Origin of the sequence: Pantoea sp. AS-PWVM4 (assembly GCF_000468095.1) — a bacterium.
GTDB classification, from domain to species: Bacteria; Pseudomonadota; Gammaproteobacteria; order Enterobacterales; family Enterobacteriaceae; genus Pantoea; species Pantoea phytobeneficialis.
The window spans coordinates 44,991-63,480 of record NZ_ASZC01000019.1 but is presented as its reverse complement, the minus strand read 5'-3'; the positions used below and the strand labels follow the sequence as shown (position 1 = coordinate 63,480).

Annotated in this window: 20 protein-coding genes; 16 read left to right on the top strand and 4 right to left on the bottom strand. The window is 54.3% G+C overall.

From position 1 onward, the window contains the following. Positions 1–9 precede the first annotated feature (9 nt). From L579_RS17495 to L579_RS17475, 5 genes are read left to right on the top strand one after another with little or no spacing between them, the layout of a single operon-like run. On the top strand, positions 10–957 hold the full coding sequence (locus tag L579_RS17495) for an ABC transporter permease (protein ID WP_021185514.1): 948 nt from the start codon (positions 10–12) through the stop codon (positions 955–957). After that, positions 950–1,777, top strand: coding sequence for an ABC transporter permease (locus L579_RS17490; protein WP_021185513.1), 828 nt, complete (start codon positions 950–952; stop codon positions 1,775–1,777). Before L579_RS17495 ends, L579_RS17490 begins: the two co-directional genes overlap by 8 nt. Beyond that, positions 1,777–3,414 (top strand): nickel ABC transporter ATP-binding protein NikE, encoded by a 1,638-nt coding sequence (gene nikE / locus L579_RS17485; protein WP_021185512.1) that lies wholly within the window; start codon positions 1,777–1,779, stop codon positions 3,412–3,414. Before L579_RS17490 ends, nikE begins: the two co-directional genes overlap by 1 nt. 10 nt (positions 3,415–3,424) lie before the next feature. After that, complete coding sequence (locus tag L579_RS17480) at positions 3,425–4,651, top strand: M20 family metallopeptidase (RefSeq protein WP_021185511.1); 1,227 nt, start codon at positions 3,425–3,427, stop codon at positions 4,649–4,651. Beyond that, on the top strand, positions 4,651–5,760 hold the full coding sequence (locus L579_RS17475) for a M24 family metallopeptidase (RefSeq protein WP_021185510.1): 1,110 nt from the start codon (positions 4,651–4,653) through the stop codon (positions 5,758–5,760). Before L579_RS17480 ends, L579_RS17475 begins: the two co-directional genes overlap by 1 nt. Here the strand turns inward: L579_RS17475 and L579_RS17470 are convergent. Then, positions 5,743–6,087 carry a hypothetical protein gene (locus tag L579_RS17470; RefSeq protein WP_152521904.1) on the bottom strand — a complete coding sequence of 115 codons (345 nt, stop codon included), beginning with the start codon at positions 6,085–6,087 and terminating at the stop codon, positions 5,743–5,745. The genes L579_RS17475 and L579_RS17470 overlap by 18 nt on opposite strands. A gap of 300 nt (positions 6,088–6,387) precedes the next feature. Between L579_RS17470 and L579_RS17460 the strand changes: the two genes are divergently transcribed. Continuing rightward, a complete protein-coding gene (locus L579_RS17460; RefSeq protein ID WP_021185508.1) occupies positions 6,388–6,588 on the top strand; it encodes a hypothetical protein in 201 nt (66 codons plus the stop codon). Between the two features lie 236 nt (positions 6,589–6,824). Here L579_RS17460 and L579_RS17455 read toward each other — a convergent pair whose 3' ends face one another. Both L579_RS17455 and L579_RS17450 read right to left on the bottom strand, forming a co-directional pair. Further along, positions 6,825–7,280 carry a hypothetical protein gene (locus L579_RS17455; protein WP_021185507.1) on the bottom strand — a complete coding sequence of 152 codons (456 nt, stop codon included), beginning with the start codon at positions 7,278–7,280 and terminating at the stop codon, positions 6,825–6,827. Between the two features lie 11 nt (positions 7,281–7,291). Beyond that, the gene (locus L579_RS17450) at positions 7,292–7,831 is read right to left on the bottom strand and encodes a VOC family protein (protein WP_021185506.1); all 540 of its coding nucleotides are present in this window, start codon (positions 7,829–7,831) and stop codon (positions 7,292–7,294) included. Between the two features lie 159 nt (positions 7,832–7,990). Here L579_RS17450 and L579_RS17445 point away from each other — a divergent pair, with 159 nt between their 5' ends. The 5 genes from L579_RS17445 (at position 7,991) to L579_RS17425 (ending at position 12,707) form a co-directional block, all read left to right on the top strand. Continuing rightward, a complete protein-coding gene (locus L579_RS17445) occupies positions 7,991–8,875 on the top strand; it encodes a LysR family transcriptional regulator (RefSeq protein ID WP_021185505.1) in 885 nt (294 codons plus the stop codon). 151 nt (positions 8,876–9,026) lie between these two features. Beyond that, a complete protein-coding gene (locus L579_RS17440) occupies positions 9,027–9,431 on the top strand; it encodes a nuclear transport factor 2 family protein (RefSeq protein ID WP_021185504.1) in 405 nt (134 codons plus the stop codon). Between the two features lie 52 nt (positions 9,432–9,483). Further along, complete coding sequence (locus L579_RS17435) at positions 9,484–9,876, top strand: putative quinol monooxygenase (protein ID WP_036627224.1); 393 nt, start codon at positions 9,484–9,486, stop codon at positions 9,874–9,876. A gap of 350 nt (positions 9,877–10,226) precedes the next feature. Continuing rightward, complete coding sequence (locus L579_RS17430) at positions 10,227–11,255, top strand: tyrosine-type recombinase/integrase (RefSeq protein ID WP_021185502.1); 1,029 nt, start codon at positions 10,227–10,229, stop codon at positions 11,253–11,255. Between the two features lie 240 nt (positions 11,256–11,495). Continuing rightward, positions 11,496–12,707: a multidrug effflux MFS transporter gene (locus L579_RS17425; protein ID WP_021185501.1), complete on the top strand. Its 1,212-nt coding sequence runs from the start codon at positions 11,496–11,498 to the stop codon at positions 12,705–12,707. A gap of 163 nt (positions 12,708–12,870) precedes the next feature. Here L579_RS17425 and L579_RS17420 read toward each other — a convergent pair whose 3' ends face one another. Further along, entirely contained in the window at positions 12,871–13,920 is a 1,050-nt protein-coding gene (locus tag L579_RS17420; RefSeq protein ID WP_021185499.1) for an alpha/beta hydrolase, read from the bottom strand. A gap of 202 nt (positions 13,921–14,122) precedes the next feature. Here L579_RS17420 and L579_RS17410 point away from each other — a divergent pair, with 202 nt between their 5' ends. The 5 genes from L579_RS17410 (at position 14,123) to L579_RS17390 (ending at position 18,473) form a co-directional block, all read left to right on the top strand. Next, positions 14,123–14,815, top strand: a complete 693-nt coding sequence (locus L579_RS17410) for a heavy metal response regulator transcription factor (protein ID WP_021185498.1) — start codon at positions 14,123–14,125, stop codon at positions 14,813–14,815. Further along, positions 14,808–16,241: a heavy metal sensor histidine kinase gene (locus L579_RS17405; RefSeq protein WP_021185497.1), complete on the top strand. Its 1,434-nt coding sequence runs from the start codon at positions 14,808–14,810 to the stop codon at positions 16,239–16,241. The genes L579_RS17410 and L579_RS17405 overlap by 8 nt, the downstream gene beginning before the upstream one ends. Before the next feature lie 66 nt (positions 16,242–16,307). Continuing rightward, positions 16,308–16,775, top strand: coding sequence for a (R)-mandelonitrile lyase (locus tag L579_RS17400; RefSeq protein ID WP_021185496.1), 468 nt, complete (start codon positions 16,308–16,310; stop codon positions 16,773–16,775). Beyond that, entirely contained in the window at positions 16,753–17,496 is a 744-nt protein-coding gene (locus L579_RS17395; RefSeq protein ID WP_021185495.1) for a carboxymuconolactone decarboxylase family protein, read from the top strand. Before L579_RS17400 ends, L579_RS17395 begins: the two co-directional genes overlap by 23 nt. 125 nt (positions 17,497–17,621) lie before the next feature. Continuing rightward, positions 17,622–18,473 carry an aldo/keto reductase gene (locus L579_RS17390; RefSeq protein WP_021185494.1) on the top strand — a complete coding sequence of 284 codons (852 nt, stop codon included), beginning with the start codon at positions 17,622–17,624 and terminating at the stop codon, positions 18,471–18,473. Positions 18,474–18,490: the final 17 nt, after the last annotated feature.

Sequence of the window (18,490 nt, the reverse complement as noted above, 5' to 3'; positions counted from 1 at the left end):
GGAGCGACCGTGACAGCGAGTTATTTGCTTAAGCGCCTTCTGCTGATGATTTACACCTTACTTGTGGTGTCACTGTTGGTATTTGGTATCACCCAACTGCTGCCAGCGGATGCGGCTGTCACCTTATTGGGACAAAACGCGACGCCGGAAGCGTTAGCCGCTGTGCGTGAACGTCTGGGGCTGGATGCCCCCGCATGGCTGCAATACTGGCACTGGTTGACGCAGGCGTTGCAGGGCAATTTTGGTGTGTCGATGCGTAATGGCCTGGCGGTTGGCCCGACGTTGCTGACAGCGTTATCGCGTTCGCTGTTGCTGGCGGTGTGTGCACTGTTGTTGATGTTGGTGATCGCCATTCCCCTCGGGATCTGGGCAGCGGTACGGCGTGGCAAAACCGCCGATGTGCTGGTCAGCGTGATCTCCTACATTGGCATCTCTTTTCCTGAATTTGTCACCGCCACCCTGGTGCTGTTGCTGTTTGCCGATGTCTGGCAGATTTTGCCCGCCACCGGTTATGTGCCGCTGAGTGAGAACTTCGTCAGCGGTGTTCAGCACCTGATTCTGCCGTCGATCACCGTTGCGCTGATTCTGGTGGCGCATGTTTCACGCATGGTGCGCTCGGAAATGGTGGATGTATTGCACACGGATTACATCCGCGCCGCCTGGCTGAAGGGGTTAACGCGTCGCCGCATTCTGTGGCGGCATGCGCTGCGCAATGGCCTGCTCCCGACTATCACCATCGTGGCATTAGACGTTGGTTATCTGCTGGGCGGCATTGTGGTGGTGGAGGAGATTTTCGCCATTCCGGGTATTGGCCGCGAGCTGATTGTTGCGGTACAGGCGCGCGATCTGCCCACCATTCAGGCGGGTGTAATGATCCTCGCCACAACCTATTCGGTGGTGAACTTTCTGGCCGATTTAGCCTACGTGATTCTGGATAAACGGATTTCCTATGCCTGAGATTTTGAAACGTTTGGTGCGTTCGCCACAGGGTGCCGCCGGATTACTGATTTTATTGCTGGCGTTGTTGATGGTGGTAGGGGGAGCCCATGTAGCGCCCTTTGATCCTGAGGCGATCTCCATTCTGACGCGTTATAAGCCCCCCAGTGCCGAACACTGGTTTGGCACCGATCAGATGGGGCGCGACATCTTCAGCCGGGTCATGGTCGGTGCACGCTCCACCATCTTGTTATCGCTGCTGGCAACCGCTTTAGCGATGATCATCGGTTCGGTGCTCGGTACTGCCAGTGCCTATCTGGGCGGCAAGATCGATGAATTTATGATGCGCACTATGGATGCGGTGATGGCGATCCCCAGCCTGCTGTTCGCGCTGTTAATTGTCAGCACACTGGGGCAAAGCAGCATGAATGCGGTGCTGGCGATCACCATCGCGTTCGTGCCTGGCATGGTACGGATCGCGCGCAGCGTGGCGCTGGCAGCACGTCAACAGGATTACATCAACGCCGCGATCGCGCGCGGGGAAGCAGGGCACTACATCATCCTGCGGGAGATGCTGCCGAATATTCTTGCGCCGATCATTGTGGAGGCCACCATCCGCGTAGCCTTCGCCATCATGCTGTTTGCCACGCTGAGTTTTCTCGGCCTAGGTGCACAACCCCCTGAACCGGAGTGGGGATTGATGGTTTCAGAAGCGCGGGCTTATTTCTTCAATGCACCGTGGATGATGATGATCCCCGGACTGGCCATCGCGCTGGTCGCTATCGGGTTTAATTTACTCGGCGATGGTTTGCGTGACGTACTTAACCCAAGGAGCCACTGATGCGTGACAACCTTGCACCGGTGCTGTCGGTAGAAAATTACAGCCTCGATTACGCGTTACAGAATGGTCAGACACTGCCGGTATTGCGCGATATCAACCTGCAAGTGATGCCGGGCGAAGTATTGGGACTGGTGGGCGAGTCTGGTTCCGGTAAAACCACGCTTGGCTGGGCAATAATGCGCTGGCTGGCCAGCAATGCACGGGAAAAACAAGGTGATATCCGTCTGCATGGCAGCAGCCTGCTCGCTATGCCCGCACCTGAACTGATGGCATTGCGCGGCAAAAAGCTCGGTATGATTTTTCAGGATCCCAGTGCCTCGCTTAACCCGACGCTGACGCTGGGCGAACAGGTGACTGAAGTGCTGCGTCGTCATCGTGGCTTATCAGCGCGTGAGGCGCAGGAGTTGGGTGAAGCGCTGCTGCATGATGTGGAGCTGAAACATCCGGCACGCATGATGCGCCGCTACCCGCACCAGGTCTCCGGTGGTGAAAAGCAACGGATCCTGATCGCAACCGCGTTTGCCTGTCAGCCGGATTGCATGATTTTTGATGAGCCAACGACGGCACTGGATGTGATCAGCTCCGCGCAAATTCTTGACCTGTATGAACGGCTGCGCGAAGAGACTGGCGTGGCATCGCTCTACATCTCCCACGATCTGGCCCTGGTGTCGAAAGTCGCCGACCGGGTCTGCGTGCTGGAAAAGGGGCGCATCGTGGAACAGGCTGAGACGCGTAGCTTGTTTAACGCGCCTTGCAATAGCTACACCCGCAAGCTGATCGCTGCGGTGCCTAATCCGCAGCAGCGGCTGGTACAGGATGGCGCAGGAACGCAACCTCTCCTCAGTCTTGAGAAGATAACCATTGATTATGGTCAGCAGGGCTTGATTGATCGCCTGCTGAAGCGTGAAGCCAATACCACCCGCGCGGCCAATGCCGTCTCACTGACCGTGCACCAGGGCGAAATCCTCGGTGTGGTGGGGGAGTCAGGCTCCGGGAAATCATCGTTGGGTAAAGCCATAACCGGGCTGGTGCCGTTTGAGGGTGCGATCGACTTTTGCGGCTACAGCGTACAGGGTCGGGCGCAGATGGATAAAGAGTATCGCCGCCGTGTGCAGATGATCTTCCAGCATCCTGACGCCTCCCTCAATCCACGGATGACCATCGGCGAGATTATTGCCCGCCCGTTACGCCTGTACGGTTTGCCACCCGGAGAAACCGAGGCGCAGGCGGTGGCGCGTTTGCTTGAGGAGGTGCGCCTGCCGGCTGAATTTGCCAGCCGCTATCCTCACGCATTGTCGGGCGGCCAGAAACAGCGCGTTGCCATCGCGCGTGCGTTCGCGAATCCCCCTGACATGGTGATTTGTGATGAGATAACCGCCGCGTTGGATGTCTCTGTGCAGGCGACCATTATCGAGCTGTTGCTGGAGTTACGTCGCCGCTACGGCACCGCTTATCTGTTTATCACCCACGACCTCAACCTGATCCGTCAAATCGCCCATCGCGTGGCGGTGATGTATCGCGGTGACGTGGTGGAGGTGCTACCCGGCGAGAATATGGCCGCGCTGGCACAACACAATTATACCCGTGCATTGCTTGATGCAGTGCACGTTCCCGACCTATCCCAGTCCGTTGCTTAACGAGAAGCGCATGAATCCTGAACAGTTAATTCACCACATTGATCGCGAGTTTTGTCTCTCTTTTCTGGCAAAAATGGTGCAACACAAAAGTTACAGCGCCACCGACGGCGAGCGCGAGTTAGCAAAATATATGGCCGGGCAGATGAAAGAGTTGGGCCTGACCACCGAATTGCAAAACGTCCCAGGCGACAGGCTGAATGCCATCGGTCGCCTGGCGGGCAGCGGCGGCGGTAACAGTCTGCTGTTTAACGGGCATCTTGATACTAACCCGGTCACCGAAGGCTGGACCGTCGATCCCTGGGAAGGAAAAATTGACGACCAGTTTATTTACGGTATCGGCGTGTCCAACATGAAAGCGGGGGACGCGGCCTATTTCTGCGCACTAAAAACGCTGATTGATGCCGGTGTAAAGTTGAAAGGCGATGTGATCCTCACTTATGTGGTTGGCGAATTGCAGGGCGGTATTGGCACGCTGGCAGCGATTGAGCAGGGGGTTCGCGCTGACTATTTCATTAATGCGGAGCCAACCGATTTGCAGGCGTTGACCATGCACGCCGGTTCGCTGATGTTCACCATTGAACTGACCGGTGATACGCGTCATCTGTCAAAACGCGAAGAAGCGGTAGACGCCATCAGCGCGGCGGTCGAGTTGATCCCGCAGATCAACAACATGACCTTTAGCGGCGCGAAAACCGCTGAGCATCTTAAAATTAACCGGGGGCACATCGGCGTGATACACGGTGCGCTGGGGCGTGAACTGGAAGAGTGGCGCCCACCGCAGGTGTCTGACTTTGTGCGCTTAAAAGGTTCTGCACGCTTCGCCCCAGGGCAAACCGTGGAAGGCGTTCTGGCCGATTTACAGGCATTGTTGGATACGCTGTGTCAACGCTATCCCGGCCTTCAGGCCGTGTTGTTCGATGACGGTATCCGCGATAAACCCACGATGTTGCCCTTTGAAGTCTCCCCGGAATCGCCGATCGTCAAAGCGGTGAATCAAGCGTGGAAAACCGTGCGCGGTACCGAACAACCCACCGGTGTGATCACGCCACCCGCCTTCTATGGTACTGATGCTGCGCATTTTTATCAGCATGCGGGTATGGAAGGTATCGTCTGCGGTCCTGGCGGAAAATACAACACCATGCCGGATGAGCGAGTAGAAATCAGCGAATTCCTCGATATGGTACGCATTTATCTCCTCGCCATTCTGGCGATCTGCCAGCCGGTTGAGGGTGCATAATGATTGCTGAAGCGCTGAGTCGTCTGCGTGCCGCCATGCAGCAGGCAGAGGTTGATATTATGGTGGTCGACCACGGCGAGTTGCTGGCCTGGCTGACCGGTTATACCGTCTCTGAAACCTTATATCGCGCTTGCCTGGTTCCCCTTAATGGGGAACCCTGGATGGTGTTACGTCAGTTAGATGAAGTACCTTGCCGTACGCAGTCGCCGCAACTGGTGGTGGAGACATATCGTGACGATGAAGACCCCTGGTTTGCTGTGGCGCACAGCCTCGTGCGGCGCGGTTACCAACGGGCACGCATTGGCGCTGACTTTTACTCCTATGGCATGACGGTACACAGTTGGCAGCAGCTAGCTCGTCACCTGCCTGATGTGCAGTGGTGCGATCTCTCCGCCATCAGCGATCGGCTGCGCAGTGTCAAATTCCCCGCTGAGTTGACGGCCTTGCGCCAGGCGGCGGCGATTGCCGATGCCACGCTCAACCGCATTGGTAATGAAGTACAGGGTGGCTGGCGGGTACGTGATGTTGCAGCGCTGGCGGCCGGACAGTTTCTGCGTCTCGGAGCCGATACCGGTGAAACCGGTCCTATCGTCATTGCCAGTGGTGACAACGGATTTCTGCATGCCAGTGGCCATGAACAACGCTTGCAGCGCCAGGATGTCCTGCACGTTGAACTCATCCCCAAGGTCAGGCACTACAGCGCCCGCCTGATGCGTCCGTTTATCGTCGGTGATATCTCGTCACACCGCGCTGAGCTCGCCGAGCAATTGATCGCGATCCAGGATCAACAACTCCGTGCGATGAAACCCGGTGTCAGTGCAGGCGAAATCGATGCCATCGTGCGGGAAACGATACTCAGCCGCGGATTGCGCACGGATTATCCCAACGTCACCGGATATGCTCTGGGACTGTATACGCGTACGCCGCGCCCCAGTGACTTTTCCACCAGTTTCCATGCCAGTGCGACATGGGTACTGGAATCAGACATGGTGTTCCATATGTATATCTCGGCCCAGAGCCTGGCGTTCAGTGAAACGGTGCGCGTCACTCCGGAGGGTGCTGAACGGCTGACAATGTTGCCGCGTCAACTATTAGCGTTGCCGGAGTAACACGTTAACCGCAGGCAGATGGGCGTAATCATTGAAGCTGAGCTGTGCAGGCTCACAGCGTGTAATGATGCCCTGCAATAATCTGGCAGGCTCGGTCTCACCGGCATACAAGCGTTCACACAGCGTGGGTGAAAAGGGTTCGAGCTTATTACGCAGCGAGTACGAGCCGCTGGTTTCCAGGCTGAGCAGGCCGGTTTGCATTAATAAACTGTCGGCACCAAGCGCAGCACGCATCTCGCTTTCCGGGAAATCGAGCAAAGTCGCCAGGATTCGGTACACATTGACCGAGGTCACCAGTCCAAGCCAGTCCGCAGTTTCATCCAGCAAGCGATCCACAGCTCGAGAGTGTGTTGGTTTTCCGGGGTCGGTTGCTGTTCAATCATTTTGGCGTTTAGCATGGTTCTCTCCTTTAAAACGCCAATTGTCCTCCCCGATATGACAACTTGTGTCGCAGCCGATTTTTCTTTGCTGAGTTCATTTTTAAAGAAAACGAAAAGATTATGCAGGATCATATCCATTTGACGGCATTAGGAATAATCTCACTGCTCGTTTCCCTTCGAAGTTGAATTTATGCTTTATATAAATGCGGTTGGCGGGTGTAAGTACCTGATAAAAAAAGAATCAGTAATGTATGTTAAAGGCGATGGCGACAAAACCTACATTTACATCAATCACATGAAAGATCCCATTGTGAGTTCAGTCTCTTTTGATGCTCTCGCCTCGCAGATCACTGAGAAGAGAAATGTGGTGGAAGCGATACCTCATCGCGAAAAAATGGCTGGCAAATACGAAGAACCCATACAACTTGTGCAGAATCATCGCAGTTGACTGACCTGCAAGCAGCAAGTAACGCGTTGATATCAGCGGGATATATGGTCAGGTCAGCTTTGCCTCTATATCTCGGATCGCGAAATGTATCTTATGTTAAATACGATATCCGATTGACCACAAACCTACACCCCACCTGTAGCGGCGCGATTTATCGCGCGGGTTTTACGTCACCATCGCTGGATGATGCGCGATAAATCGCGCCGCTACGCCAATTACCGTTTTAACAATGCGGATTATTTACTGAGAAACACCCGCGCACTCGCCAGCCTGCTGTGACTGACGGTAAAGACATCTTCGCCGCGTACCAGATACGGGTTGTCTTTGGGGCCATAGCCCCAGGTAACCCGGGCTATGCCGTGGTTCCACTCCACCGGTGCCGGGGTAAAGATAAAGCCGGGATGTTGCGACTGCACCTTATTAATGGCCGCATTGACGCGTTCCACGCCCGCAGACAGACCATCGTAATCGGCGACAAAAAAATCTGCTGTGTAGACGTCGGCGAATCCTTTGGCTCGCTCAACGGCATCGGGATTGTTCCATATCGCGAAATGGCGATCGATAAGCTGTTGCAGGCCCGCAGGTGCAGCCTGAGTGGTGTTCATGTTCATGGTGCTGTTCTCCGCGAATGAGGCCGTTGTGGTTGCCAGCAGTGCAGCCAGCAACAGACCTTTGGTGATTGACGTTTTCATGTTTTCCCCTGTCAGACGGCCTTTTTCACTTTACCCACCAGCTCAATTTGCGATCCCCACGGTGTCAAAAAGTAGAACCATTGGGTGCCATCGGCATTAGTAACCGGTTCGTTCAGGGTTGTCAGGCCCGCTTTTTTGATCGCGTCATAACTGGACTTGACATCTTGGGTGCGTAACGCGATATGGGTTGCTGCGTCATCATCCTGATGTGGGCGCTGGTGATCGATTTGCTTACCGCTGTACTGGAAGAGCTCCACCCCTGTGCCATCTGGCAGGCGCATCATGACAAAGCGCTTCAGCTCGCTGGATTGACGCCAGTTAAACGCCGTTTTCCACGCATCCGGAATCGCACCGGGAGTGATGTCAGATTCCAGCTTCGCACCAAAGGTGGTCTGGAAAAACGTAATCGCCGTAGCCAGATCCGGCACGTTGATGCCCGCATGGTCAACGCCGGAAATGCTCACTGTCGGCGCTGCTGAGGCAGACAGACTGACGGCCCCCAGTAATAATGTGGAAGCGAACAACGTGGAAGCGATGCGATGAGTTTTCATTTGAATTTCCCTGTTATCAGATAGTTGTCGTGAGCGGCAGCATGGGTTGCCGCGATGGAAGAAGCTTATCGACCTGCGATGATTTTCAAAATAGAATGATTTGAAACTCATCATTGCAGAATTGAAATGACCAGATTTCCTGATTTTGAAGGACTCGCGATGTTTGCAAAGGTGGCCGAGGAAGGTTCCTTCGCCGCCGCCGCCCGTGTGATGGGGGTGTCAGTGCCCACGGTGTCGCGCGCCGTGGCGCGACTTGAAGAACGTCTGGGGGGCAGACTATTCAACCGCACCTCGCGGCAGTTGGCCCTGACCGAATTTGGACAAAGCATGGCCGCCAGGGCGTCGGAAATGTATCGCCAGGCTGAAGAAGTCGAAAGTGAGGCCCATGAACTGTCAGTGCAACCTCGCGGTCAGGTGCGACTGGCAGTGCCGATGTCATTCGGATTACGTTGGGTTGCGCCGCTGCTGCCTGAACTGATTCGTCAATTTCCCGAACTCAGCGTGGACCTTCATCTGTCCGATGCGTCGGTCGATCTGATTGCCGAAGGCTTTGACGCCGCATTGCGCATTGCGGCGCTGCCGGATTCCTCCCTGGTGGCACGCAAATTTTGTGCGGTAACGCAGTATCTGGTGGCCTCTCCGGCCTATCTTGCTGAGCACGGTACGCCACAACATCCCCGCGAACTGTCTGGCCGAGCGTGTTTCAGCTATGCCTGGCGGGCGCGCAGCCAGGTCTGGCGCTTTACCCATACATCTGGCACCCAGGAAGATATTGTGCCAAATGGCCCGTTGCGGGTGACAAATTCAGATGCTCTGCTTCCTCCCCTGTTGGCCGGTTTGGGTATTGCTGAATTGCCGGAGTTTATCGCGGCCGAATATCTGAGAGAGGGTCGTCTGGTTCATCTGCTTGATCAGTGGTCGATGACACAGGGAGGACTGTACTTTGTGACACCCACCGCGCGCAGTCGCCCGTTAAAAGTCAGGGTACTGTCTGACTTTTTTGCCCGGCACCTCAGCGAACCCGCATGGCGCTGGCCCGTCTGAGCATGGTCAAGCCGTCCTGATCGGTTATCCATCATTGCAATTTTGAAATGATAGATTTCATTCTTTGCTATTTTGCGAGTTCCTGAGTTTGTTTATTGTTGCTGCACGCCAACGATACGGTCTGGCACCGACAATGACAGGAGCTTTCATCATGAAAACCGCCGTGCAATTACTTCAGAACTACCTCGACAATATTCAGGATCCCCATGCTGCCGCCGCGCTTTTTGCCGCAGATGGCGTGCTGGAATTACCTTACCTTCAGACGCTGGGGCTACCACATCGGGTCCAGGGGCCACAGGAAATTGCGGCGTTTATCGCCGGATTGTTGAAAAAGGTGCCTGATTTTCGCTTCCGCAATATCCAGTTTTTTATCGATACCCCGACGCAGGCATTCGGTGAATACAGCGTCGAAGCGGCAATAACCGGCACTGATCGTTTGTATAAACAAACCTATGCCGGACGCCTGGTGGCAGAAGAGGGAAAAATAAAGTTACTGCGTGAATCACTGGATACGCTCGCCGCCTGGCGCGCGTTTAACGGCGATCAGCCTGCCTGAATGCGTTGTTAAGGTAATGACATCAATCATCAGCGAATTTCTGGAGAGCAAAATGAGTGTAAATACCCCCGATGCACGTATCTCGTCTGCGGGCGATCATGACAAAACGCAAGCTACCGAAATCATTGTCAGCGCTTACTATCGCGTGCACCCGGATGATCGCCAAACGTTTATCGATGCGGTGAAGCCTGAAATGCAGGCGGCACAACAACTGCCCGGTTGCGTTTTCTATGCATTTTCGCAAGACCTGGTAAACCCGGATGCCTTCCATCTGTCCGAGGGCTGGGCCGATATTGAAGCCTATGAGCGACATGAACATTCAGCAACGTTTTTACAGGCGCTGGCAACGGTGGTTAAAAACGTGCGTATTCTGCATCGCGAAGGCATCCGTTATGACGTGGCGAAGCAGCATATTGATGATCCTCGGGGAAAGGTTTCATCGTGACACCTAAGATCCGTTTTCGCGGTTAAGTCTCCAAAGCGTCGGTCAGTAGATCCCCTCTACTGGCCGAATGGTTTTTGCACTGATTGATTTGCCAGATTCTCACTGAGACACCGATAATCTCTCTCGATCCTCTAACCTAATATAATTACACTTATATTAGGTCAGGAAAGCCTGTATTATCAGTTTCCTCTTCCGTCCGGCGGCTGACATATGGCTCTGAGGACTCGGTAGCAGAAAACCCGTATAAAAATCAGGCGCTCGTACGTGAAATCTGACGTATAACTCCCCTGCGCTTTTGCCAGATTTCACGTAGCGCGATCTTACCGGTAACGGATGGAAACTGAACAAAAATGACCGAAATCACCGTCGCAAATCCGTTGCTACAACCCTTCAGCACCAACGACGATATTTCAGCCAGGCTGGCTGCTTTCGTTCGCGATCGTGAGGCTTTTTCCTCTAACACCTGGCGGCAACTGCTCAGCGTCATGCGGATCTGTTGGCGCTGGGCTGAAGAAAACCGCCGCTCTTTTTTGCCCATGACACCGGAAGACTTGCGGGATTATTTACTGTATCTGCAATCCGCTGGTCGCGCGTCTTCCACCATTGCTACCCATGCAGCGCTGATCTCAATGTTACACCGTAACGCGGGGCTGGTGCCGCCGAACGTTTCTCCCGATGTGTTTCGTGTGGTTAAGAAAATCAATCGCGCGGCGGTGATCGCGGGTGAGCGCACCGGGCAGGCCGTGCCCTTCTGCCGACAGGACCTGAAAAAACTCGATGCAGCCTGGCAGGGCTCCCCTCGGCTACAACAGTTGCGTGACCTTGCCTTTATGCATATTGCCTACAGCACGCTGCTTCGTCTCAGCGAATTATCCCGCCTGCGGGTACGCGATATTTCACGCGCGGCTGATGGCCGCATTATTCTCGACGTGGCCTGGACTAAAACCATCGTTCAGTCCGGCGGCATCGTGAAGGCGTTGAGCAGACAGTCAAGCCAGCGCCTGACGGAATGGCTTATCGCTGCCGGATTGAGCAGTGAACCGGATGCTATGATTTTTTGTCCGGTTCACCGCGCCAATTGCGTGACGAAACCGAGATTGGCACCGATGAGTACCCCCTGCCTCGAAGAAATCTTTCTTCGCGCCCGGAATGCAGTGGGTGTAGTGGCTCGCAGCAGAACCAATAAAGGTCGGTATGCCGGATGGAGCGGCCACAGCGCCCGCGTGGGTGCCGCTCAGGACATGGCAAGAAAAGGATTTTCGGTGGCGCAGATTATGCAGGAAGGCACCTGGACCCGAACGGAAACCGTCATGCGTTATATACGGATGGTTGAAGCCCACAAAGGGGCGATGATCGGGTTGATGGAAGACGATGAATAAACCCTCCACCAGGAGTTCTGGTGCAGGATTGGTGGAGAGTGGGAGGGCTTTTCGATGATATGTTTAAATAAACCATTATTTTAAACACATGCGCAGGAATCCCACCACTACTACAACCCGCCTGTTCGTCTCACTGAGATTAATGAAAAAAACTCATAATCCCTATCCCGTTACCTGACATTATCTCACCGCACAAACCCGTTAACATGCTCGCATCTTCTTATATCCAGACAGGTCACCATGCTTAATTTACAGGCACGAACGCAGTCAGCGACGGTTAATAAAGCCAGCCTGGCATTCGTTCTTATTCTCAGCGCATTAATGGCTGTCACCTCTTTATCAACCGATATCTACCTTCCCGCGATGCCCGTCATGGCAAAGGATCTGCGGGGAAATGCCGAGCTAACTATCACCGGATTTTTGATCGGCTTTAGCATTGCACAGTTGATTTGGGGGCCGATCAGCGATCGCTACGGGCGACGCCTGCCGTTGTTCATCGGTATGGTTTTGTTTGTGATCGGCTCAGTGGGTTGTGCATTATCAACCGATATCGGTCAAATTGTCTTCTGGCGTGTCTTTCAGGCTTTAGGTGCCTGTACCGGTCCAATGCTGGCGCGTGCGATGATCCGCGATCTGTTTAGCCGTACGCGTGCCGCGCAAATGCTTTCTACCCTGATGATCATCATGGCGATAGCGCCAATCGCCGGACCGCTGCTGGGCGGCCAAATGATTAAGGTGACATCATGGCATGCCATTTTTTGGCTGCTCGCCCTTATCGGGGCGTTCATGCTGTTTTCGTTGTTGTGGCTACCAGAAACCTTAGCGGAAGAAAAACGATCAGCGACGTCCGTATCCAGCGCCTTTGGCAATTACTACGCCTTACTGACTAACGCCAGATATATGCGTTTTACGCTTTGTCTGACGTTCTACTACATCGCTGCTTATGCCTTTATCACCGGCTCCCCATTCGTTTACATCACTTTCTTTGGTGTTGACCCACAACATTACGGGTGGCTGTTTGCCGTCAATATCGTTGGATTGATGGCGGTCAGCATGGTGAATCGCCGCCTGGTGCACCGCTTTCCACTGGAAGCATTGTTAAAAGTTGCCGTCTCCGTCGCGGCCCTTGCGGCCATAGTCCTTGCTGTCGCAAGCGGGTTGGGTATCGGCGGAATGGGCATTATCGTCGCGACCGTGTTTGTGTTCTTCTCGATGAATGGCATCATCGCCGCAACGTCAACGGCCTGCGCGCTGGATGCCGTACCCAATGCGGCAGGCTCGGCATCTGCGCTGATGGGTTCATTGCAGTACGGCAGCGGGATCATCTCTTCGCTGTTACTGGCATTGTTTAGCGATGGCACTCCCTGGACTATGGGCTGGATCATCGCCGTGTTTACGCTCGCCAGCGCCTTAATCATTCTGACGGTTCAGGCGCAAAAAGAACGCCTGTGACTGTGCCGCGCCTGGCGTTATTGATGAGTTTTTCTCATAACCTCTATTCACCAGGCGCAATTATCTTTAGAGCCAGCCAGGTTAATCTGCCCGTAGCAGCGCGATTTATCGCGCAAATTAGAAGCGCGATAAATCGCGCCGCTACGGGCATCAGGAAAGCGGTTTAAATATTATTATCGAAGAAGGTATCTAACTTGCTCATCGCCTGGTCAACGTAGCGTGGTACCCAGTAAGTTTCGATATGCGTTGCACCATCAATCAGAAACAGTTCTTTATTTTGCGTTCCGGTGGCCATTTTGAAGGCACTTTCGGTCATGTAACGCGAATCCGCTTTCGTACCGGCCATCATTAACAGCGGCTGATTGATGAGATCCATATTGCTTTGCGCATCAAAACTCATCAAATCCACCAGACTGCTGGTGGTATAGCGAAACGTTGAGTTCGGGTGAGCATGGGTTTTCCAGTAATACTCGTAACCCTGACGGTAGAGATCAAACGGCAGTTTCGCGATCTGTTCATCGGTCAGGTTGGCATCGCCGGAATAACTGACTTCCCCCGTTGCGGCTTCTTGCGCGCGTGCATCGCTGGCTTGCTTCAGGCGTGTCTGGATGGTGGCAATCTGCGAGTCCTGATACCCATTACGGCGCACACGACCAGAGTCAAACATGCTCAGGGTTGCCAACGCCTTAAACCGCTTATCAGTCTGCGCGGCTTTTAAGGAATAACCACCGCCACCACAAATGCCCAGCAAGCCAATGCGCGTGTTATCCACCCCAGGGTACTGGCTGATGTAGTCAGCCATACCGTGAATATCCTCAATGCGGTTAGCCGGTTTATCAACGCTACGGGGCATCCCCCCACTGGCTCCCTGATAAGCCGCATCGGCGGTGATGGTGATGTATCCGTGCTCGGCCAGACGTTGAGCATATAACCCGGCGACCTGCTCTTTGACGCCGCCATTCGGGTGAGCCACCACCACCGCCGGATATTTTTTTGCAGGGTCGTAATCGGCCGGTGTGTAGACATTCGCGGCGATCTGAATGCCATGAAGATCATATTTCACCGGATGAATATTGACCTTTCCCTCGACGTTCTCGGTGATCGCGCCGTCATAGACGAGGGTGAACGGATTCTTCTTGTAATCAGCCGCATGCACAGCGGTGACGCTGGCCATTGCGGTAATCAGCATTGCATTTAAAAGCGTAAATTTCATGGTATCTCCCGTTTTATCTGGCTCGCGATAGCAAATATGCGCGGCCAGATTAGGCAGACAGGACTGTCAGCAGGGTGACGGGGAAATAACATTTTTGTCAGGAAAATCATGCTTGCTGACAGCGCTGTCAGAAAATCGTCAGCGTGATGTTGGCAAGTCAGCAGCAGAATGGCCCCCATTATGTTCAAGAGGAAGAAGCGTTATGCGCCTGTTGTTAGTCGAAGATGAAGAAAAAACCTCAACCTATCTTCGTCGTGCTTTGGGCGAGTCCGGGTTCACGGTAGACGTTTCGGCCAATGGCGCTGAAGGGCTGCATTATGCGCTGGAGTTTGACTACGACGCGATAATCCTCGATGTGATGCTGCCCGGAATGGATGGCTACCGGGTACTGGAAGGTGTGCGCGCCAGTAAACAGACGCCGGTGTTAATGTTATCTGCCCGCGGTTCGGTTGATGAGCGCGTGAAAGGACTGCGGCTTGGCGCGGATGATTATCTCCCTAAGCCCTTCTCACTTATTGAGTTAGTCGCCCGCATTCAGGCGCTGGTTCGTCGCCGTTCAACCGATGGCACCGATATCACCCAACTGCAAATTCATGATTTGCAGTTAGATTTGCTGTCCAGACGGGTATTTCGCGCGGGTATCCGGCTGGAACTGACGGCGAAAGAGTTTGCTTTGCTGAGTCTGCTGGCCCGCCATCAGGGGGAGATTTTGTCGAAGATGATGATCGCCGAACAGGTATGGGACATGAATTTTGACAGCGACGCTAACGTGGTTGAGGTGGCGATTAAACGCTTGCGCGCCAAAGTCGATACGCCGTTTGCGCTCAGGTTACTGCATACCGTGCGCGGTATGGGCTATGTGCTTGAAGTCAGGCATGGAGAGCAGCATGTTTAAGCGTTCTCTTTCGCTCCATCTTGCGCTGATGTTTGCGTTATCCGCCCTGATGATTGTCGCTGTGATCGGCATTTTGTTGCGCGGCTCGTTGCATGAGTCGTTGCAAAAACAGATGCATAACGAGCTGTTATTTCGGGAGTCCTTAATGAGCCCGTGGATCACCGCGCGAACCTCCGCGCATGACTGGTCTGGGCTGGCGAATAAATTCACCGTATTAACCAATTCTGAAGGGGAGCGCGTACGCTACTGGATAGTCAGCGCAGACCCGCGCTTTAATGTCGGCGGCGCGCCACCGGTGGGGGTGCAGTGGTCATCTTTGCAGGAAGGTTTTAACAAGATGCCCGGCGCCTCGGAAGGGGTCTGCTCGCTTTTTCTGTTGGTCAAAACCCTCCCTGCCAATGGTGAACGACCGACGTTGCGCTACATCGTGGCCATCGACTCTACGCCCTACATGGGCACGCTGGATGCGTTCACCCGCACGTTGTTGATTATCGCCGTGGTGGGCGTAGTGATCGTCGCGTTGCTGGGCTATGGCGTCTCAAGAATTGGTCTGCGACCGGTGGGAACATTAAGCAGACAGGCGCAACGGCTCGCGCCGGGCGATCATGGTCAACGGCTGGATACCTCCGCCTTACCCGGAGAGTTGCAGCAACTGGCATCTTCATTCAACGGCGTGTTGGCGCGTCAGGAGGTTGCCTGGCGGCAGCTCGAAAATTTTAACGCGGATGTCGCCCATGAACTTCGCACTCCGCTCACCAACCTGATTGGTCAAGCGCAACTGGGGCTTTCACGTCGACGTTCACATGATGAGCTGGAAGAGTTACTTGGCTCAAACCTTGAAGAACTTGAGCGCATGGCCTCGATCGTCAATGACATGCTGTTTCTGTCCCATGCTCACGCCGGTGAACATGCTGCGCAGCTCACGCAGGTGTCCCTGCGCGCAGAAACGCTGAAAACAGCCGAATACGTTGAACCCTCATTCGCGGAAAAACACCTTTCTCTGGATGTACAGGGTGATGTCACGGTCGAGATTGACCGGCGTTTATTTCATCGTTCGCTGGCCAATTTACTGGAAAATAGCGCCAGACATGCCCCAGCCAACAGTCAGGTGATTGTCCGGTTAAGCCAGAAAAATAATCAGGCCAGGGTTGCAGTTTCCAATCCGGGTGCCCCCATCGCACCCGATCAGTTGCCTCGCCTTTTTGAACGTTTTTATCGGGCCGACGCCTCCCGCACCCGCAGCGATACCCATCACGGACTGGGATTGTCGATCGTTCGCGCCGTGGCGATTATGCATCGGGGGGAGGTCTTTGCACGCAGTGAAGAAGGCATGAATACCTTTGGGTTGACCTTTGCCATGCAAACGGATCCCCAGCCACTTGCCAGATGCCCAACTGACAAAATTGTCAGGGAAGCGTCAGTCTGACGACATTTTACCCTCGTTAATATCATGGCTGGCCCTCTCCTTTCATCAATAAAAAGGACGCGCAGCATGACCGGAAAAAAACGTTACCTCGGGCTGTTACTGCCCTTCTTCACTCTTGCATTCGCGGCTGAGGCGCAAATCATCGCCCCTGCCGGAAGTCAAAACGCCCTGTATGGGACAGCGGAGAACTTTACCGGACGCGTCCGGGTTGATCCGTTATTTCAGCCTGATCACGGCATCGAGGTTTCGGGGGCGTATGTCACCTTTGAACCAGGCGCACGTTCCGCCTGGCATACGCATCCGGCAGGTCAACGGTTGATTGTCACTGCCGGTGTGGGTCTGACGCAGCAGGAGGGCCAGCCGATACAGATCATTCGCCCTGGCGATGTCGTCTTCTGCCCGCCTGGCGTCAAACACTGGCATGGCGCAGCCCCGGGCAGTGCCATGACACATCTGGCGATAACCGGGAGGGTAAATGGAACCAACGTTAACTGGATGGAGAAAGTGACGGATGAACAATACCACGCCCATTAAGGTCTTGATTGCGGCGCTCCTGCTGATGCTGGGTTGCAGTCTCACGGTCCACGCTGCACCAGCGACAACCGGCACGGATGAAAAATCACCCACGTTGTCGGCACGCCAGCAGGCCATCCCATTGATTGCTGCGTATATGGCAACCAGCCAGATGGAAAAACTCGATGCCGCGCTTAATCAGGGGCTGGACGCCGGGCTGACGGTCAACGAAATCAAAGAAGTCCTGGTTCAGCTGTATGCCTACACCGGCTTTCCGCGCAGTTTAAATGCGTTAAATGCCCTGATGAAGGTGGTTGAGATGCGACAACAACGTGGAGTCCACGATATGGCGGGTAATGAGCCAGCCAGCACCATTCCTGTCGGGGATGAACTGCGCCGCGTTGGTACCGCCAATCAGACCAAAATATCCGGTGCACCTGTCCAGGGACCGTTATTTGATTTCGCGCCGGTGATTAATCAGTACCTGCAAACTCATCTGTTCGGGGATATTTTTGCCCGTGACAACCTCGACTGGCAAAGCCGCGAGCTGGCAACGGTTGGCGCATTAGCCGCCACGCCCGGCGTTGAGGCGCAATTGTTATCCCATATGCGCGCCAGCCAACGCGTCGGTCTGACGGCAGGACAACTGCGCCAGTTGGTAGATATCCTGCGTCAACACGGCGAAACCGACGCAGCGATGCGGGCGGGGAACGCACTGCAACAAGCGCTGGCGAACGCGTAATCCACCAACGGCAGGGTTCATTTATTAATGAACCCTGCTAATTAACCCTAGCTAATTGCACCCTCTAATCGAATAAATCTCGCTGCGTTATGCTTGATACACAAGCACATCTGAAGGACAACCTGATGCAAACAGTAAAACTGAACAACGGTATCGACATGCCCCTGTTGGGCTTTGGTGTATTCCAGATGACGGATGCCGCCGAGTGCGAAAGAGCGGTGATTGACGCTATCGAAACCGGTTATCGCCTGATTGATACGGCGGCTTCCTACCAGAATGAAACCCAGGTCGGGAATGCGCTGAAGCAAAGCGGCATCGCCCGCAATGAACTCTTTGTCACCACCAAACTGTGGTTGCAGGACACCCATTACGCCGGTGCTAAGGCACAGTTCGAGCGCTCACTGAATCGACTGCAACTGGATTATGTTGACCTGTATCTGATTCACCAGCCTTACGGTGACGTCCACGGTGCCTGGCGCGCTATGGAAGAACTGCAACAGGCAGGGAAAATCCGGGCGATTGGTGTGAGCAACTTCCACCCGGATCGACTGGCTGATCTTATCGCCTTTAATAAGGTTGTGCCGGCTGTCAACCAGGTTGAAGTCAACCCCTTTACCCAGCAGCTACAGGCAGCGCCTTGGATGCAAAGCCGTGGGATCCAGCCTGAAGCCTGGGCACCTTTTGCCGAAGGGAGAAACGGTTTGTTCCAGCATCCCGTATTAACGGCGATTGGTAACAAATATGGCAAAAGCGTGGGTCAGGTGGTCCTGCGTTGGATCTTCCAGCGCGGCATCGTTTCGCTGGCAAAATCAGTGCGAAAAGAGCGCATGGCAGAAAATATCAATATCCTCGATTTCGAACTCAGCGCGGAAGATATGCAGCAAATTACCGCGCTCGATACAGCAACCAGCGCATTTTTCTCACATCGCGACCCCGCGATGGTGGAATGGCTGACTGGCCGCAAACTCGACGTTTAAATTCATTCGTAGCGGTG

Bases quoted from the DNA above. Each gene is read 5' to 3' on its own strand.
- L579_RS17490 (WP_021185513.1), top strand. From the start codon at position 950: ATGCCTGAGATTTTGAAACGTTTGGTGCGTTCGCCACAGGGTGCCGCC.
- nikE (WP_021185512.1), top strand. From the start codon at position 1,777: ATGCGTGACAACCTTGCACCGGTGCTGTCGGTAGAAAATTACAGCCTC.
- L579_RS17480 (WP_021185511.1), top strand. From the start codon at position 3,425: ATGAATCCTGAACAGTTAATTCACCACATTGATCGCGAGTTTTGTCTC.
- L579_RS17475 (WP_021185510.1), top strand. From the start codon at position 4,651: ATGATTGCTGAAGCGCTGAGTCGTCTGCGTGCCGCCATGCAGCAGGCA.
- L579_RS17460 (WP_021185508.1), top strand. From the start codon at position 6,388: ATGTATGTTAAAGGCGATGGCGACAAAACCTACATTTACATCAATCAC.
- L579_RS17455 (WP_021185507.1), bottom strand. From the start codon at position 7,280: ATGAAAACGTCAATCACCAAAGGTCTGTTGCTGGCTGCACTGCTGGCA.
- L579_RS17450 (WP_021185506.1), bottom strand. From the start codon at position 7,831: ATGAAAACTCATCGCATCGCTTCCACGTTGTTCGCTTCCACATTATTA.
- L579_RS17445 (WP_021185505.1), top strand. From the start codon at position 7,991: ATGTTTGCAAAGGTGGCCGAGGAAGGTTCCTTCGCCGCCGCCGCCCGT.
- L579_RS17440 (WP_021185504.1), top strand. From the start codon at position 9,027: ATGAAAACCGCCGTGCAATTACTTCAGAACTACCTCGACAATATTCAG.
- L579_RS17435 (WP_036627224.1), top strand. From the start codon at position 9,484: ATGAGTGTAAATACCCCCGATGCACGTATCTCGTCTGCGGGCGATCAT.
- L579_RS17430 (WP_021185502.1), top strand. From the start codon at position 10,227: ATGACCGAAATCACCGTCGCAAATCCGTTGCTACAACCCTTCAGCACC.
- L579_RS17425 (WP_021185501.1), top strand. From the start codon at position 11,496: ATGCTTAATTTACAGGCACGAACGCAGTCAGCGACGGTTAATAAAGCC.
- L579_RS17420 (WP_021185499.1), bottom strand. From the start codon at position 13,920: ATGAAATTTACGCTTTTAAATGCAATGCTGATTACCGCAATGGCCAGC.
- L579_RS17410 (WP_021185498.1), top strand. From the start codon at position 14,123: ATGCGCCTGTTGTTAGTCGAAGATGAAGAAAAAACCTCAACCTATCTT.
- L579_RS17405 (WP_021185497.1), top strand. From the start codon at position 14,808: ATGTTTAAGCGTTCTCTTTCGCTCCATCTTGCGCTGATGTTTGCGTTA.
- L579_RS17400 (WP_021185496.1), top strand. From the start codon at position 16,308: ATGACCGGAAAAAAACGTTACCTCGGGCTGTTACTGCCCTTCTTCACT.
- L579_RS17395 (WP_021185495.1), top strand. From the start codon at position 16,753: ATGAACAATACCACGCCCATTAAGGTCTTGATTGCGGCGCTCCTGCTG.
- L579_RS17390 (WP_021185494.1), top strand. From the start codon at position 17,622: ATGCAAACAGTAAAACTGAACAACGGTATCGACATGCCCCTGTTGGGC.